This is a genomic window from Flavonifractor sp. An91 (genome assembly GCF_002159225.1).
Classification (GTDB): Bacteria; Bacillota; Clostridia; order Oscillospirales; family Oscillospiraceae; genus Flavonifractor; species Flavonifractor avicola.
Window position 1 is genome coordinate 25,837 of sequence record NZ_NFHA01000012.1, and the last position, 16,561, is coordinate 42,397.

The 16,561-nt window shown below is 59.8% G+C and carries 11 protein-coding genes; 3 read left to right on the forward strand and 8 right to left on the reverse strand.

The genetic code is table 11. The annotated features are described in order from the left end of the window. Positions 1-297: 297 nt before the first annotated feature. From ygeW to ssnA, 7 genes are all read right to left on the reverse strand, one after another. Positions 298-1,497 carry a knotted carbamoyltransferase YgeW gene (gene ygeW, locus B5G42_RS08615; RefSeq protein ID WP_087269123.1) on the reverse strand — a complete coding sequence of 400 codons (1,200 nt, stop codon included), beginning with the start codon at positions 1,495-1,497 and terminating at the stop codon, positions 298-300. A gap of 105 nt (positions 1,498-1,602) precedes the next feature. After that, positions 1,603-2,994: a YgeY family selenium metabolism-linked hydrolase gene (locus B5G42_RS08620; RefSeq protein ID WP_087269126.1), complete on the reverse strand. Its 1,392-nt coding sequence runs from the start codon at positions 2,992-2,994 to the stop codon at positions 1,603-1,605. A 65-nt stretch (positions 2,995-3,059) separates the two neighbouring features. Further along, positions 3,060-4,295: a diaminopropionate ammonia-lyase gene (gene dpaL, locus B5G42_RS08625; protein ID WP_087269129.1), complete on the reverse strand. Its 1,236-nt coding sequence runs from the start codon at positions 4,293-4,295 to the stop codon at positions 3,060-3,062. 298 nt (positions 4,296-4,593) lie between these two features. After that, positions 4,594-7,164 carry a selenium-dependent xanthine dehydrogenase gene (gene xdh / locus B5G42_RS08630; RefSeq protein WP_087269132.1) on the reverse strand — a complete coding sequence of 857 codons (2,571 nt, stop codon included), beginning with the start codon at positions 7,162-7,164 and terminating at the stop codon, positions 4,594-4,596. Between the two features lie 16 nt (positions 7,165-7,180). Then, positions 7,181-7,732, reverse strand: coding sequence for a 4Fe-4S binding protein (locus B5G42_RS08635; RefSeq protein ID WP_087187866.1), 552 nt, complete (start codon positions 7,730-7,732; stop codon positions 7,181-7,183). A 158-nt stretch (positions 7,733-7,890) separates the two neighbouring features. Beyond that, the gene (gene ygfK / locus B5G42_RS08640; protein ID WP_087269135.1) at positions 7,891-10,887 is read right to left on the reverse strand and encodes a putative selenate reductase subunit YgfK; all 2,997 of its coding nucleotides are present in this window, start codon (positions 10,885-10,887) and stop codon (positions 7,891-7,893) included. 65 nt (positions 10,888-10,952) lie between these two features. Continuing rightward, positions 10,953-12,293, reverse strand: a complete 1,341-nt coding sequence (gene ssnA / locus B5G42_RS08645) for a putative aminohydrolase SsnA (RefSeq protein ID WP_087269138.1) — start codon at positions 12,291-12,293, stop codon at positions 10,953-10,955. Between the two features lie 427 nt (positions 12,294-12,720). Here ssnA and B5G42_RS08650 point away from each other — a divergent pair, with 427 nt between their 5' ends. Next, positions 12,721-13,359, forward strand: coding sequence for a helix-turn-helix transcriptional regulator (locus tag B5G42_RS08650; RefSeq protein ID WP_087187810.1), 639 nt, complete (start codon positions 12,721-12,723; stop codon positions 13,357-13,359). Positions 13,360-13,412: 53 nt separating this feature from the next. Here B5G42_RS08650 and B5G42_RS08655 read toward each other — a convergent pair whose 3' ends face one another. Further along, positions 13,413-14,741, reverse strand: a complete 1,329-nt coding sequence (locus tag B5G42_RS08655; protein ID WP_087187809.1) for a uracil-xanthine permease family protein — start codon at positions 14,739-14,741, stop codon at positions 13,413-13,415. A 340-nt stretch (positions 14,742-15,081) separates the two neighbouring features. Between B5G42_RS08655 and B5G42_RS08660 the strand changes: the two genes are divergently transcribed. Continuing rightward, positions 15,082-16,056, forward strand: a complete 975-nt coding sequence (locus B5G42_RS08660; protein ID WP_087269141.1) for a lysine exporter LysO family protein — start codon at positions 15,082-15,084, stop codon at positions 16,054-16,056. 12 nt (positions 16,057-16,068) lie between these two features. After that, on the forward strand, positions 16,069-16,551 hold the full coding sequence (locus tag B5G42_RS08665) for a hypothetical protein (RefSeq protein ID WP_087269144.1): 483 nt from the start codon (positions 16,069-16,071) through the stop codon (positions 16,549-16,551). The last annotated feature ends 10 nt before the right edge of the window (positions 16,552-16,561 follow it).

Consider the following 16,561-nt stretch of genomic DNA (forward strand, 5'->3'; position numbering starts at 1 on the left):
GCGGCAATGCTCACCGCGCCTCTGGCGCGCACAAGCGTTTTGCCCCAAGCAAAACCTTGGCGCAGGCGGAATTCATTTCCGCCGAGCAAGTTAAAGTCTTGAGGGGTCCCCAGGGCAGCTCGCTGCTCTGGGGAAATTGCCGCCCAGGGCGATCACGATACGCTTGCCCATGTTAAACACCTCAATATTCGTAAAATAGTGGGGCCCGTCCGCACAGATACAGGCAGGTTGACCTATGCGGACGGGCCTTTAAAAGGAAGGGGAAGGAAAAATGGAAGTCAGATATGGATCAGAATCTTACTTCTGGAACCAACGGGCCATGCCGCGCTCCTCCAGGGCCTTCAGAGTGGCCTGGGGATCCTTAACCTTAGCCAGGAAGATCATAGCGGCGATGATGTAGGGCTTGTAGGAAGCCTCCTTGTACAGAGGATCACGATAGCGATCGAACACGGAAGCCTCGACCTCGCCGTCCTTGCAGGACACGTCGTTGATGTCGGCGGGCAGGCAGTGCATATACAGAGCCTTGCCGTCCTTGGTGGTCTTCATCAGCTCCTCGGTGCAGCACCAATCCTTGTGGTTGGCGTTCTGAGCCAGCAGCTCCTTCTCCAGAGCCTTGATGCCGTCGGTGTCGCCCTCGGCGTACAGGTTGGTGCGCTTCTCCATGGCGGCGAAGGGAGCCCAGCTCTTGGGATACACGATGTCGGCATCCTTGAAGGCCTCAGCCATGCTGTTGGTCTTGGTGAAGGTGCCGCCGGACTTCTCGGCGTTCTTCTTGGCGACCTCCTCGACCTCGGGCATAACCTCGTATCCCTCGGGGTGAGCCAGGACGACGTCCATGCCGAAGCGGCTCATCAGGCCGATGATGCCCTGGGGCACGGAGAGGGGCTTGCCGTAAGAGGGGCTGTAAGCCCAGGTCATGGCGATCTTCTTGCCCTTCAGGTTCTCAACGCCGCCGAAGTGATGGATGATGTGCAGCATATCGGCCATAGCCTGGGTGGGGTGGTCGATGTCGCACTGCAGGTTGACCAGGGTAGGCTTCTGCTCCAGAACGCCGTCCTTGTGGCCCTGGGTCACGGCCTCAACCACTTCCTTCTGATAGGTATGGCCCTTGCCGATGTACATATCGTCGCGGATGCCGATGACGTCGGCCATGAAGGAGATCATGTTAGCGGTCTCGCGGACGGTCTCGCCGTGAGCGATCTGGCTCTTGCCCTCGTCCAGGTCCTGAACCTCCAGGCCCAGCAGGTTACAAGCGGAAGCGAAGGAGAAACGGGTACGGGTGGAGTTGTCGCGGAACAGGGAGATGCCCAGGCCGGACTCGAAGATCTTGGTGGAGATGTTGTTCTCACGCATATAGCGCAGAGCGTCGGCCACGGTGAAGACGGCCTCGATCTCGTCGTCGGTCTTGTCCCAGGTCAGGAAGAAATCGCCCTCGTACATCTCCTTGAAGTTCAGGGCATTCAGCTTGTCGATATACATCTGCAGAGTCTTGTCCATTGCAATCGATCTCCTTTTCAATATTTAGTCGGTTGGTGGATGGATACGGGTCTCATATCCGCAGGGGCGGCTTGCGCCGCCCCATATGGCCTATGTCAGCGCTTCTTACTTAATGTCGTTGTTGGTCTTGCCGGCGCGGAACTGGGTCACGTCAGCGGTCTTGTTCTCCTCCTTGTACAGGCCGGGCACGGCAGCGTACAGGGCGGCGCAGGAAACCAGGTCCTGCTTCCAGGTGATCTCGTTGGGGGCGTGAGCCTGAGACTCAGCACCGGGGCCGAAGCCCACGCAGGGGATGCCGTAGCGGCCCTGGATGGCAACGCCGTTGGTGGAGAAGGTCCACTTGTCGATCAGAGGACGGTGACGCAGGTGCATGGCGCCGTCGGGCCCGATGCGCTCCTCGCCGAACAGGGCGTGGTGAGCGTCGGCCAGAGCCTGAACGTGAGCGGCGTTCTCCTTGTTGATCCAGGTGGGGAAGTAAGCCTCGGTCTCGTACACCTCGCCGGTCCAGGAGGGACGGTCATACATATACATGGAGACCTTCACGTCGTCGCCGTACTTCTTCACGCTGGGCAGGTTGCGGATCTCATCCAGGCAGGAATCCCAGGTCTCGCCGGCGGTCATACGGCGGTCGATGGAGATGGAGCAGGAGTCAGCCACAGCGCAGCGGCTGGGAGAGGTGTAGAAGATCTGGGAGGTGGTGCAGGTGCCGCGGCCCAGGAAGCGGGCGTCCTCGTAGTGATCGGGGTTGTACTTGGGGTTGAGCATCTTCACGAGGCCCTTGATCTCGGTGGAGTCGGCATCGTCGTTCTCGTTGAGGGCGCGCACATCCTGGAGAATGTCAGCCATCTTGTAGATAGCGTTGTCGCCGCGCTCGGGAGCGGAGCCGTGGCAGGAAACACCCTTCACGTCCACGCGGATCTCCATACGGCCGCGGTGACCACGGTAGATGCCGCCGTCGGTGGGCTCGGTGGAAACCACGAACTCAACCTGCTCCTTCTTGATGCCCTTGGCGGGGAAGAACTTGTTGACGATGTACTGCCAGCACATACCGTCGCAGTCCTCTTCCTGCACGGAGCCCACAACCATGATCTTGTAGCCGTCGGGGATCAGGCCCAGATCCTTCATGATCTTGGCGCCGTAGGTAGCGGAAGCCATGCCGCCCTCCTGGTCGGAACCGCCGCGGCCATAGATGACCTCGTCATCCTCGTAGCCCTCGTAGGGATCGTGGGTCCAGTTGTTGATGTTGCCGATGCCCACGGTGTCGATGTGGGAGTCGAAGGCGATGATCTTGTCGCCCTTGCCCATCCAGCCAATGATGTTGCCCAGGCCGTCCACCTCGACCTCATCGTAGCCCAGCTTCTCCATCTCGGCCTTGATGCAGGCGACAACTTCCTTCTCCTCGCAGCTCTCGCTGGGGTGGGAGATCATGGCCCGCAGGAAGCGGGTCATATCAGCCTTATAACCTTCGGCAGCAGCTTTGATCTTCTCAAAATCCATGGTAATGACCTCCATTTTCAATTTATTTCACGGTTTCATCGGGACATTTCCCGGTCAGCACAAACTTAGTAAGGCTTCTGGGGGGTGTCGACGGTGGGATACTCGCCGTCCCAGATCACCCGACGGAACTTCAGGGGATCGGTGTTGCCCTCGGTGGAGAACATGAGCACCTGGCTGAAGCGGTTGAGCTCCAGAGCGTCACGCAGCTCCTTGTAAGTGTCGTCGCACATGATGGCGTCCAGCACGCCCATACCCACGGCACCGGACTCGCCGGAGATCACAGTGGGATCGCCCTTGACAGGCACGCCCAGCATACGCATACCCTTGGCGCTCACCCAGTCGGGGCAGGAAATGAAGGCGGAAACATGGTTGCGGAGGATGTCCCAGGAGATGGTGTTGGGCTCGCCGCAGGCCAGACCGGCCATGATGGTCTGGAGGTCGCCGGTGACGATGCGGGGCTTGCCGTCGTTGGCCAGAGCACCCTGATAGAGGCAGTCAGCAGCGCGGGCTTCCATCACCACGAACTTGGGAGGATCGTTGGGGAACAGGTTGGTGAAGTAACCCACCACAGCGCCGGCCAGAGAGCCCACGCCGGCCTGCACGAACACGTGAGTGGGGCGGTTCACGCCGCACTGACGGAGCTGATCGGCAGCCTCGTTGGCCATGGTGCCGTAGCCCTGCATGATCCAGGAGGGGATCTCCTCGTAGCCGTCCCAAGCGGTGTCCTGCACGATGACGCCGTGCTCGGTCTGCTCAGCCTCGGCGGCGGCCATACGCACGCAGTCGTCGTAGTTGACTTCCTCGATGGTGACCTTGGCACCCTCCTTGGCGATGTTGTCAAAGCGGGACTTGGCGCTGCCCTTGGGCATATGTACCACAGCCTTCTGGCCCAGCTTGTTGGCAGCCCAGGCCACGCCGCGGCCGTGGTTGCCGTCGGTGGCGGTGAAGAAGGTGGCCTGGCCGAACTCCTTGCGGAAGGCCTCGCTGGTCAGGTAGTCGTAGGTCATCTCGGAAACGTCCCGGCCCATCTCCTTGGCAATGTACTTAGCCATGGCGAAGGAGCCGCCCAGCACCTTAAAGGCGTTGAGGCCGAAGCGGTAGGACTCATCCTTCACATACACGCCGCCCAGGCCCAGGTACTTGGCCATGCCCTCCAGCTGAGCCAGAGGGGTGATGGAGTACTGGGGGAAGGAGCTGTGGAAGAAGCGGGCCTTGGCCACGTTGGACAGGGACATGACGTCCAGCTGCTTGTCGTCGCTCTTCGGCATTTTGTTGAGGACCCATTTGAGCTGGTCTTTCATCGAACACTCGCCTCCAAATTTTCTTTGCGCACTCGCAAACTTTCTTTTGTTTTCTGAGACCATCATACCACTTGTTTTCCAGTTGTCAAGAGGAAATCAGAAAAAAATATTGAGATACTAAAAATTTTTTTGGTGACGTCTCAAACCCTCTGGTTTCAGTGGGTTTTCCCCCCTCCCCTCTTCCCGGTCAGCGCAAAAAAGGAGGCCTCAGAGCGGTGGTTTTTCCACCGCTGATCTGAGGCCCCCTGGAAGGTCTTTGGGCGGCCTCCGTGACTGGGTAACTGGGTATGAGCGTTGCTTACTTTTTGTAGTAGGTCTTTTCCATGGGCAGGCTGGTACGCAGGATGTAATCCTTGGCGTAATAGGCGCCCTGGACAGCCGGTGCAGTGGGGATGGTGGCGATCTCACCGATGCCCTTGGCGCCGTAGGCGAAGGGCAGCAGCTCGTCCTTCTCCACATAGATGGCGTGGATATCGGGGATCTGGTTGGACCGCATCAGGCCCAGAGTGCCGTACTTGGCCTGGGGCACGCAGTCCTTCAGGGGGAAGTCCTCGGTGAGGGCGTATCCCAGACCCATGAGCACGCCGCCCTCAATCTGACCCTGGATGGAGGTGGGGTTGACCACCTTGCCGGAGTCGTGAGCTGCGTAGACTTCCTTGACCTGGCCCTCGTCGTCCAGGATGACCACATGGGTGGCAAAGCCGTAGGCCACATGGCTCTTGGGATTGGGCTTGTCGGAGCCCAGCTTGTCGGTGGGATCGAAGAACTCGGCGAAGTACTCCTTCCCTTCCAGCTTGGACAGGTCGCCGTTCACCTCGTCCATATCCTTCTTCAGATCCACGGCGGCCATACGCACGGCCTCGCCGGTAATCAGGGTCTGACGGGAGCCGGAGGTAGTGCCGGAGTCGGGAGCCACTTCAGAGTTGGCACCCATGTTCCGCAGCAGCAGCCGGGGCAGCCCGGTGGTCTGGGAGAGGACCTGGAGGAAGACGGTGGCGCAGCCCTGACCGATGTCGGAGGCAGCGGCATACAGCTCCACCATGCCGTCACGCACCACCAGCTTGCAGCGGCCCTTGTCGGGCAGGCCCACGCCCACGCCGGCGTTCTTCATGGCGCAGGCGATGCCCGCGTGATCCATGTTGGCCTCGTACACGTCCTTGACGGCCAGCAGGGTCTCCTTCAGAGCGGTGGAGCAGTCGGCGATCTGGCCATTGGGCAGCACCTTGCCGGGCTCAATGGCGTTGCGGTAGCGGATCTCCCAGGGAGAGATGCCCACCTTCTCGGCCAGCAGGTTGATGTTGGACTCCAGGGCAAACTCGCTCTGGCACACGCCGAAGCCACGGAAGGCACCGGCGGGAGGATTGTTGGTGTAGTAGCCGAAGCCGCGGATGTCGGTATTCTGATAGCAGTAGGGGCCCACGGAGTGGGTGCAGGCACGCTCCAGCACGGGGCCGCACAGGGAGGCATAGGCGCCGGTATCGAAGTAGATCTCGCAGTCCAGACCGGTGAAGATGCCGTTCTCATCGCAGCCCAGGGTGAAGGTACCCTCCATGTAGTGGCGCTTGGGGTGGAAGTTGATGGACTCCTGCCGGGTGAGCTTACACTTCACCGGCTTCTGGACCTTCAGGGCCGCCAGCACCGCCAAGTGCTGTACGGACACGTCCTCCTTGCCGCCGAAGCCGCCGCCCACGAACTTGTTCTCCACCACGATGCGGTCGGGCTCCCAGCCCAGCATGATGGAGATCTCCTTCCGGGTGTCGTACACACCCTGGTCGGAGGTGTACACCTTCACGCCGTCCTTGTAGGGGAAGGCCACGGCGCACTCGGGCTCCAGGAAGGCGTGCTCGGTGAAGGGAGTCTTGTAGCTCTGGGTCACCACATACTTGGAGTTGGCCAGAGCGGTCTTGGCGTCGCCCCGGGTCACATGGCGCTGCTGGCACAGGTTGCCGTTGGGGTGGAGCTTGGGCGCATTCTCGGCCATGGCCTCCTGGATGGAGCGCACCGGCTCCAGCTGCTCGTAGCTGATCTTCACCAGCTTCTTGGCCTGGGCCAGCACCTTCTCGTTCTCAGCAACCACCAGGCAGATGGCGTCGCCCACGCAGCGGGTGATATCGCCCTTGGCGATGAACACATCCCAGTCCTGCTGGATGTGGCCCACCTTGTTGTTGGGCACGTCCTCAGCGGTGAGGACAGCCAGCACGCCGGGCAGCTCCAGGGCCTTGGAGGCGTCAATGTCCAGCACCTTTGCTCTGGGATACTGGGAGCGGACGGCGGAGGCGTGAACCATGCCCTCCATCTCGATGTCGTCACAGTAGGCGCCGCTGCCCAGCACCTTGCCCCGCACGTCAGTGCGGAAGGCCCGGTCGCCCACGCCGTATACGTCGCCCTTCTCCAGCTCGGGGTCGATCTTCTCCTCTCCCCGGAGGATGGCGGCGGTGAGGGAAATGCCCTCGATGATCTTCTTGTAGCCGGTGCACCGGCAGATGTTGCCCCGGATGGCCTTCTTGATGTCGGCCTCGGAGGGATTGGGGTTCTGGTCAATGAGGGCCTTGCCCGCCATCACCATGCCGGGGATACAGAAGCCGCACTGGACGGCGCCCACCTTGCCGAAGGCGTACACAAAGGCCTCCTGCTCGTCGTGGGACAGGCCCTCTACGGTAAGGATGGTCTTACCCACCGCCTTCTTGGTGGTGAGGACACAGGACTTGACGGCCTTGCCGTCCACCACGATGGTACAGGTGCCGCAGGCGCCTTCGCTGCACCCGTCCTTGACGGAATAGAGGTGCAGATCGTCGCGCAGATAGCGCAGCAGGGGCTTATCCTCCTCGGTGGTACGGAGGAGGCCGTTTACGGTAAAAGAATAGCTCATCTGTGGTCCCTCTTTCCTATGCAAAGTCAGCCACGGTAAAGACGCCGTCAGCGTCCACAATCACGCCCCGGGGGCACTTTACCGCGCACATTCCGCAGGAGATGCAGCGCTCCGGATCGATGACCGCGTGGTTGTCCACCATGGTAATGGCGGCCGCCGGACAGTTGCGCTCGCACATACGGCAGGTGATGCAGCTGACGTCGCAGGCATTCCGGGCCACGGGGCCGGCATCCTGATTGGAGCAGCGGGGCACGATGGTGGTGTCCGCGTCCACCAGACGGATCAGGCCCTGGGGGCAGGCCTCCACGCACAGGCCGCAGCCCACGCAGGCCTCCCGGTCCACCACGGCAGCGCCGTGGACACCGATGTGGATGGCGTCCAGACGGCAGGCCTCCACGCAGCTGCCCAGGCCCAGGCACCCCTGAGCGCACTCCAGCACTCCGTCGGCAAAGGCCTGCTTTGCCATGCTGCAATCCAGGTAGGACAGGTCCGCCTCTCCCCGGCGCTTGGCCCGGCTGCCGCCGGCGCAGTACACCATGGCGATACGGTTGTTTTGGGTCGGTGCCATGTTGGGTTCCTCCTTACACAGGGCGGGCTCCAGGGATTCCCGCCCGGTCAGTATTCCATCGTCCAATCCACCTATCCCCCACGCGCACGCAAAGCCTCAGTCAACACTGAGGCGATGCGCGCTGCCGTGGGGGGTGGCAGTGGAACCGATTTACACTTTTACTTCAGCAGATAGCTGTAGCTGTCATACACAGCGCAGATCAGCTTGCGCAGGGGCTCGTACAGACCGCAGCCGGCGTCGGCCACATCGTACTCCTTGACCTGGCCGCCCAGACGGACCCGGGTCTTGGTGCCCTCCAGCTTCAGGAAGCCCTCGTTCTCGCTGTTGACGAAATCCTCCTCACTCCAGAACAGGGTGAACTTATCCTTGTAAGGACGGCTGTCGTAGGGGCAGAAGGTGCCGCAGTTGCCGCACTCGTTACACATACCATCCACGTGGATGATCTGGCGCATCCGCATACCGGGCACAGCGATGGCCACGTTGGCACGGTTGGGGCACACCTCGGTGCAGGTCTCGCACACGGTGGCGCAGCCCAGGCAGCGGCTGTCATCGCAGCTGCTGCAATCGGTGCAGATGTCGCCCCGCTTGTCCAGAGGCTTCTGATAGTCGGGGTTGACGTTCTTGTCCACATAGACGTTCACGTCGAAGTCCTGAATGGCGCGGGCAGCCTTGGTAGCGCCGGCAATGGCCTCCACCACGGTGCCGGGGCCCTTCTGGCCGTCTCCGATGACGTAGACGTTCTTCACGGAGGACTCCAGGGTATCGGCGTTGACCGCAGCCTTGCCGCGGTTATCCACTTCCAGGCCGTTGGCGGTGTACAGCTCGGTGTCCACCTTCTCGCCCACGGCGGTGATGACGGTGCAGGCGGGGACCTCAACCACCTTGCCGGTGTCCACGGGGGACCGGCGGCCGGAGGCGTCGGGAGCGCCCAGCTCCATCTGGTGGCAGGTCAGCACGCCGTCCTTCACGCCCACGGGAGCCAGCAGCTCGCAGAACTCCACGCCGTCCTCCAGAGCCAGCTCCAGCTCCTCCTGATCGGCGGGCATATAGCGCTTGGTGCGGCGGTAGACCAGGGAGACCTTCTCCACGCCGGGGATACGCTTGGCGGCCCGGGCGGCGTCCATGGCGGTGTTGCCGCCGCCGATGACCACCACGTTCTTGCCCAGATCCAGGCTCTCGGGGGCCTTCTTGGCCTTCTCCAGGAACTCGATGACGTTCATTTCCTCGCCGTACTCCATGCCGGCGCTGCCCTTGTGCCAGGCGCCGGTGGCCAGGATGACCTGGGTGTAACCCTTGTCGAAGAGGTCCTGCACGCTCTTGACCTCGGTATTCAGCTCCACCTTCACGCCCATGGCGTTCATCAGCTTGACATCGTTGTCGATGGCTTCGTCGCTGATACGGAAGGCGGGGATCACGTGACGGACGATGCCGCCCAGAGAGTCCTTGCGCTCAAAGATGGTCACGTCCACACCGGCGCGGCCCAGGAAGTAGGCGGCGGACATACCGGCGGGGCCGCCGCCGATGACGGCAACCTTCTTGCCGGCCACGGGAGCAGCGGGCTTCAGCTTGGGCAGCAGGGCCTCAAAGCCGCCCTCGGCAGCCTTCAGCTTCTGGGTGCGGATGTACACGCTCTCGTCGTAGGCGTTGCGCATACACTTGTCCTGGCAGCGGTGAGAGCAGATGGTGCCGGTGATGAAGGGCAGGGCGTTGCGGTGGGTGATGATCTGGAGGGCCTCCTCGTACTTGCCCTCGTTGACCTTCATCAGGTAGGCGGGGATGTCCTGCTCAATGGGGCAGCCGTTGCGGCAGGGGGCCTCGAAGCAGTCGATGAGAGGCACCTTCTTGTCCATCTTGCGGCTGGGGATGGGCTTCATGGGCTTCTGGTAGTGGACGTCGGTGACAAACTCCTGCACCAGAGCGTCGGCCTTGGCCACGTCCACGCCGGTCCAGGGCTCATAGCTGATGTCCATCAGTTCCTTGCCGATCTGGCTGAAGCGCTGATAGCCGCCGGGCTTCAGGACGGTGGTAGCCATGGTGACGGGCCAGATACCGGCCTCAAACAGCTTCTTGATGGAGTGGATGTCGGCGCCGCCGGAGTAGGAAATGCGCAGCTTGCCCTTGAACTCCTTGGACAGCATCCCGGCCAGAGACAGGGACAGGGGGTACAGGGAGCGGCCGGACATATACATCTCCCCGCTGGGCAGCTCGCCGGCCTTCACGTCCACGGGGAAGGTGTTGGTGATCTTCACGCCGAACTCCAGGCCCCGCTCGCCGGTGAGCTTCATCAGGCGGTGGAACATGGGGATGGCGTCCTCCCACTGCAGGTCCTCCAGGAAGTGGTGGTCGTCAAAGGCGATGTAGTCGAAGCCCAGACCGTCCAGGGTCTTGCGGGCGAACTCATAGCCCAGCAGAGTGGGGTTGCACTTGATATAGGTGTTCAGGTTCTTCTCGGTGATGAGGTAGGTGGCAATGCGCTCGATCTCATCGGGGGGGCAGCCGTGGAGGGTGGACTCGGTGATGGAGTCGGACACCTTGGGGGAGATGGCCTTCACATAGGCCTCATCCACGTTCTGGAACTTATCCAGGTTAGCCAGAGCCCAGTCCATGCATTCCTTCCAAACCTCGGTCTGGGAGGCGTCCATCATGCCGTTGATGTACTTGTCCACTTTCTCGCTCTTGATGCCGGCCAGGTCGTAGCCCACGCTCATGTTGAACACGAAGCCGTTGGGATCGCCCAGCTCCAGCTCCTTGGCCAGCAGCTTGCAGGCGAACCAGGCCTTGACGTACTCGGCGAAAGCCTGGGGCACATACAGCTCGGTGGACCACTCGCAGTTGTAGCACTCGTCGGCGGCGGTGATGCAGGGCTTGTTGACACACTTGCTCAGCTCGTCGCCGTCCATGACCTGAACGGTCTTGACCTCAAAGAAGCGGCTGCCGGCAGCGTAGGCGGCGATGATGTTCTGGGCCAGCTGAGTGTGGGGGCCGGCGGCGGGGCCGTAGGGAGACTCGATCTTTTCCTCAAAGATGGGCAGGGTCTTGCCGTTGGTGTGCTTGACCAGCTTGGACACGCCGAAGATGGAACCCTGGCTCTTATACTCGCTGAGGATCCAGTTCATCAGGTGGGCAAAAGGCATGGGACGCATAATATCGCTCATAATCAAAACCTCCAGTTATTATTATAACTCGGAATTACATTTTGTTTTCAGTTTTGGGGCTTTTCTCAGTAAGTGCAGTGGTTCAGCTCGCCCCACAGCTTCTTGGACTGCTCCATGCACCAGGCGTTGATCTTGTCTTCATCGATACCCACGAACTCGCGGTCCTTGTACAGCACCTTGCCGTTGATAATGGTGGTGCGGCAGTTCTTGCCCATCATGCCGAAGAGCATATGGCCGTCGATGTTGGCGTCGGAGAAGGGAGTGAAGGGCTTGTAGTCCATCACGATCACGTCGGCAGCGGCGCCGGGCTTGAGCACGCCCAGAGGCTTCTTGAAGTAGCGGGAGCAGATCTTGGCGTTGTTCTGGAAGAGCATCCCGGTGGCCTCGCACCAACCCACGTTGGGCTGACAGACGTTGTGGCGCTGCATGGGCAGCAGGACCTTCAGGCTCTCCAGCATATCGTGGGTGTAGGCGTCGGTGCCCAGACCGATGAGGATGCCCCGGTTGTACAGCTGCAGCACGGGAGAGCAGCCCACGGCGTTGCCCATGTTGGACTCGGGGTTGTGGCAGACCATGGTGTTGGTCTCCTTGATGATGTCCATCTCGGCGGGAGAGACGTGGATGCAATGGCCCAGCATGGTCTTCTCGCCCAGGATGCCGTTGTACAGCAGGCGGTTGATGGGGCGGCAGCCGTAGTTCTGCAGGGAGTCGTACACGTCGTTCATGCCCTCGGCCACGTGGATGTGGAAGCCGGTCATGCCGTCGTTGGCCTTGACCATCTTCTCAAAGGTCTTGTCGGAGATGGTGAACAGGGCGTGGCCGCCGAACATGGCCTTGATCATGTCGTCGTCCTGCTCCTTGGCCCACTTAGCGAAGTCGGCGTTCTCCTGAATGGACTGATCGCACTTCTCCTGGCCGTCACGCTCGGACACCTCGTAGCAGAGGTTGGCGCGCATACCCAACTCCTTGCACACATCCTTAATGGCAAAGAGGGAGCCGGGGATCTCGCAGAAGGAGGCGTGGTGATCAAAGATGGTGGTCACACCGTCCCGGATGCAGTCCAGGATGGTGGCGTAGGCACAGGCGCGGGTGCCATCCAGGGTCAGGTGGCGGTCGATGTACCACCACTGGCCGTCCAGCACCTCAAAGAAGTTGGTGGGATTGAAGCCGTTGATGGACAGGCCCCGGGCCAGACCGGAATAGATGTGAGTATGGACGTTGATAAGGCCGGGCATGATGACGCCGCCCTTGGCATCCACGAACTCGGCATCGGGATACTTGGCCTTCATGTCGGCCAGGGAGCCGACCTCCTTGACCACCTCGCCGTCCAGAACAACGGCGCCGTCTTCCAGATAAGGGAGCTCCTCGCTCCGGGTGATGAGTCTGCCATTACCGACCAGCAGCATAGTAAGTTCCTCCTTTAAATTTCGTTCTTTTTCTCCGTAAAAAAATTGCCCATTCCTGGTGGAATGGACAGTACAAATTCGTTCTTCTCTAGGTTGCATCCGCAACCCAGCCGAATTCCATGTCCATCCAGCCCGTGCGCGAAAGCACTCCGTTGCAGCTACAACTTTTTATATGGAAATTTGTGCATCTTGCATAGTTTCATTCTCTCGTTATTTTTATGTTACCACACTTCGCACGGATATGCAATACTTTTGTTAGAAAAACAAAAAATTTTTTAGGTCCACAAAATGAGTTGAATCTGAGCTGAAATGTGGTAAAATGATAGAGATATATTTTACCGTCTGCCGCTGAATCGGTGACCTTTGGTGCCCATTCCTCCGGGGGTGCCTGCCGCTCTGGCGCAGACTCTGAAAGGAGGAAATCTACGTGCCAGAAGCATCTACCCTGCAATTCCTCTTCAAACTGGCCAAAGGGATCGCCAGCCAGTTTGGTCCCAACTGCGAGGTGGTGGTTCATGACCTGGCCACCAACGATCCGGAAAGTTCCATCGTCGCCATTGAAAACGGGCAGGTTACGGGACGGAAGGTGGGCGATGGACCGTCTCATGTGGTCCTGGAGGCCCTGCGGGGCAATCAGGACCAGCTGCAGGATCACCTGTGCTACCTAACCCGCACCAAGGACGGCAAGATCCTCAAGTCCACCACCATCTACATCCGGGATGACGACGGCACCCCCATCGGGATCTTCGGCATCAACTACGATATCACCCTGATGCTGGCCATGGAGACTGCGCTCAAGCAGTTCACCGCCACTGAGCGGGAGGAGAAGGAGCCCGAGCCCATCTCCCGCAATGTCTCCGATCTGCTGGATGAGCTGATGGAGCAGAGTGTAAAGATCGTAGGCAAGCCGGTGGCGCTGATGAATAAGGAAGACAAGGTGAAGGCCATTCAGTTCCTGAACGACACCGGCGCCTTCCTTATTACCAAAAGCGGCGACAAAGTATGCAAGTTCTTCGGAATCTCCAAGTATACGCTGTACAGCTACATTGACGAAGCTAAGGAATGATCCCAGGAAAGGGCCCGGCTCCCCAAGGAGCCGGGCCTTTTGCCGTCTTCAGTTTATTTGCTTTCCTTTTCCTTAGGCAATACCAGATTAAGGATGATAGCCACGATGGTGGCGACCACTACAGAGGAGGAACCAAACACAGTGTTGACCCACTCGGGAAAGCCCTCGCCAGCCAGGCAGCCGGATACCTGAGTGATGCCCACGCCCAGCGCCACGGACAGGCCGACCACAGAGCTCTTGCGTGCAGTAAAGCCGCCCTCGGTGATCATACGGATGCCGGTCATCGTGATAGTGGCAAACACAGAGATGGTAGCGCCGCCGATGACGCACTGGGGAATGGTGGTGAGCAGGGAGGCAAACTTGGGCATCAGGCCAGCCACCAGCAGGATGCCGGCAGCCAGGGTAAAGACGGCACGGTTGATAACCTTGTTGACCGTAACGATACCCACGTTCTGGCTGTAGGAAGCGGTGGGCAGGCCGCCGAAGAAGGCGCCCAGGATGCTCATGACGCCCTGTCCGATGATACCGCCGGACAGCTCACGGTCAGTAGGCATCCGGTCCATGCCGCCCATGGTGGTAGAGGACAGGTCGCCGATGGTCTGTACCGCGTTGACCACATACACGATGGCCAGGGAGACGCAGGCAGAGGGCACGAACTTGATCTCAAAGGGCATGACCTCGGGCAGAGCAAACCAGCTGGAGGTACCCACACTGGTGAAGTCCACCATGCCCGTGAAGTAGGCCACGATGTAACCCACGATCATACCAATCAGAATGGCACCCAGCTTGAAGATACCCTTGGTAAAGTTGGACAGGACGACCACCACTACCAGGGTAATGAGGGCCACGACCCAGCTCTTCACATTGCCGAACCACTCGGTGCCGGCGCCGCCGGCCATATACTTGACAGCGGTGGGATAGAGGGACAGGCCGATGGTGAAGATCACGGTGCCGGTGACCAGGGGCGGGAACAGAGGACGGATCCACTTAACGAACACGCCGAAGACGATGGCCACGATACCGCCGATGATCTCAGCGCCCAGAATCGTTGCGATGTCAAACTGTGCGCCGATGGCCTGGAGGGTGGGGATGTACGCAAAGCTGATGCCCATGATGACGGGCAGACCGGAGCCGATGCGCCGGAAGATGGGGAAAAGCTGGAGCAGAGTGGCAAGGGCGGTCAGGATCAGGGAGACCTGAATCATCAGGGTCTTCTCTGCTTCGCTCAGACCACAGGTGTTGGCAACCAGAATAGCAGGCGTAATGATACCCACTACCGCGGCCACCACGTGCTGGAGGCCCAGGGGGATCAGCTGCCCCGGCTGGGGGATACCGTTCCATTGAAATACGGTATCAGAGTTCTTTGTTTTTGGTGTACCCATTCCAATCACCTCACAAAAATTTTTTTGCCCAAATAGTTTTTTTGCTCAACCAAACTATAACCCATTTAAACTTCAGATGCAAGTGAAAAATGGAGCACGCCCCCCAAAATTCTTTCCCTTTTTTTGTGCAAATCATGAAATTATATCCAGAATATTAGGGCAGATCTTATAACTTTAGTATCCTTCACAAACTAAATAGTTTTAAAAATGCGAGTTGACTTTCACTTATTGACCGCTGTCGTTCAGGGGTGGACTTTCCATAGGAGATATGCTAGAATGGCCCTGCTGCCTGTTTCCGCGTTTTTTCTCACATTTTATGGTTCAGAAAGGATGTACTTCTATGGGCACTACACTCAGCACCCTGAGCAATCTGGCGATCTACATCGCGCTGGTAATTCTGGGCGCACTGATCGGCTCCCGGCCCGGGGTACGCAGTCGTCCCCTGGTATGGGTGGGCAAGCTGCAATTTGTAGCTCTGATGATTCTGATTGTTACCCTGGGCGTCAATCTGGGCGCCAATGATGAGGTCATTGCCTCTCTGGGCCAGATCGGTCTGGCCGCGCTGCTCATTACCGTGTTGGCTATGTTTGGCTCCATCCTCTTTCTTACCCTACTGCGCCGGTTCGTCCTCAAGCTGAACCATGTGGGTCTGCCCCGGGGCAGCAACCAGACCGGTGAAGATACTGCCCACTCCGCAGGCAAGGCGGACAACTCCCTCACCAAATGGATCGTCATTGCGGTAGTGCTGGGTATGCTGGCCGGCCGCTTTGTATTTCCCCCCGCCGTCACCGCCCACTGCGGTACCGTCATCAACTTCGGCCTCTACCTGCTTCTGTTTATGGTAGGTATGGATATGGGCAAGCAGGGCACCTTTGTCAGCGACATCAAGACCGCCGGTTTCCAGGTGCTGCTGGTTCCGGTGGCGGTGTGCGCCGGTACTCTGGTCTTTGCCGCTTTGGCTGGTCTTTTTCTCCCTCTCGGCATCAAGGACTCTATGGCCGCCTCCGCCGGCATGGGCTGGTACTCCCTGGCCCCCACTCTGCTGGCCCCCTATTCCCTGTCGGTATCGGCAGTAGCCTTTCTGTCCAATGTGATGCGGGAGATCTTCTCCATCCTGGCCATTCCCTTTGTGGCCCGGTATGTGGGCTATGTGGAGTGTGCCGCCCTGCCCGGCGCCGCCGCCATGGACACAGTGCTGCCGGTGGTGGTGGGAGCTACCCATGAGCGTATCACCATCTATTCCTTTACTTCCGGCGTGGTACTCTCCCTGGCGGTACCCGTTCTGGTACCTGCCATCATCGCTCTGCCCATCTGAGGAGGCGCTGCTATGGAAATTGAACGCCGCTGGCTGGTGCAGGACTGGCCCAACCTGTCCCCCGCCGCTACCTTTTATATGGAACAGGGCTATTTTTCTACCCGTCCCGCGATCCGCATCCGGGAGGAGGCCCTTGAAGGGGGCGCTACCGCCTATGTCCTCTGTTTCAAAGGAGGGGCCGGTCTGGTGCGGGAGGAGATCGAGATTTCAGTAGATCAGGATCGCTACCAGCGTCTGAAGGCCATGCTTGGCAAGCCCATGATCCAGAAGGAGCAGCACCGCTATCCCCTGCCCGGCGGATTTACGCTGGAGGTCAACTCGGTAGACCCCCACCTGGAAACCGGCTTCTTCTACGCTGAAGTGGAGTTTCCCGACGAGGCCTCCGCTCTGGCCTGGACGCCACCCGAGGAGCTGAAAGCCTATCTCTCCCAGGAGGTCACCGGACAGCCCGGTGAGAGTATGGCAGCCTACTGGGCACGAACCCGAACGGAATAACAAAAGCCCT

Bases quoted from the DNA above. Each gene is read 5' to 3' on its own strand.
- ygeW (WP_087269123.1), bottom strand. From the start codon at position 1,497: ATGGACAAGACTCTGCAGATGTATATCGACAAGCTGAATGCCCTGAAC.
- B5G42_RS08620 (WP_087269126.1), bottom strand. From the start codon at position 2,994: ATGGATTTTGAGAAGATCAAAGCTGCTGCCGAAGGTTATAAGGCTGAT.
- dpaL (WP_087269129.1), bottom strand. From the start codon at position 4,295: ATGAAAGACCAGCTCAAATGGGTCCTCAACAAAATGCCGAAGAGCGAC.
- xdh (WP_087269132.1), bottom strand. From the start codon at position 7,164: ATGAGCTATTCTTTTACCGTAAACGGCCTCCTCCGTACCACCGAGGAG.
- B5G42_RS08635 (WP_087187866.1), bottom strand. From the start codon at position 7,732: ATGGCACCGACCCAAAACAACCGTATCGCCATGGTGTACTGCGCCGGC.
- ygfK (WP_087269135.1), bottom strand. From the start codon at position 10,887: ATGAGCGATATTATGCGTCCCATGCCTTTTGCCCACCTGATGAACTGG.
- ssnA (WP_087269138.1), bottom strand. From the start codon at position 12,293: ATGCTGCTGGTCGGTAATGGCAGACTCATCACCCGGAGCGAGGAGCTC.
- B5G42_RS08655 (WP_087187809.1), bottom strand. From the start codon at position 14,741: ATGGGTACACCAAAAACAAAGAACTCTGATACCGTATTTCAATGGAAC.
- B5G42_RS08660 (WP_087269141.1), top strand. From the start codon at position 15,082: ATGGGCACTACACTCAGCACCCTGAGCAATCTGGCGATCTACATCGCG.
- B5G42_RS08665 (WP_087269144.1), top strand. From the start codon at position 16,069: ATGGAAATTGAACGCCGCTGGCTGGTGCAGGACTGGCCCAACCTGTCC.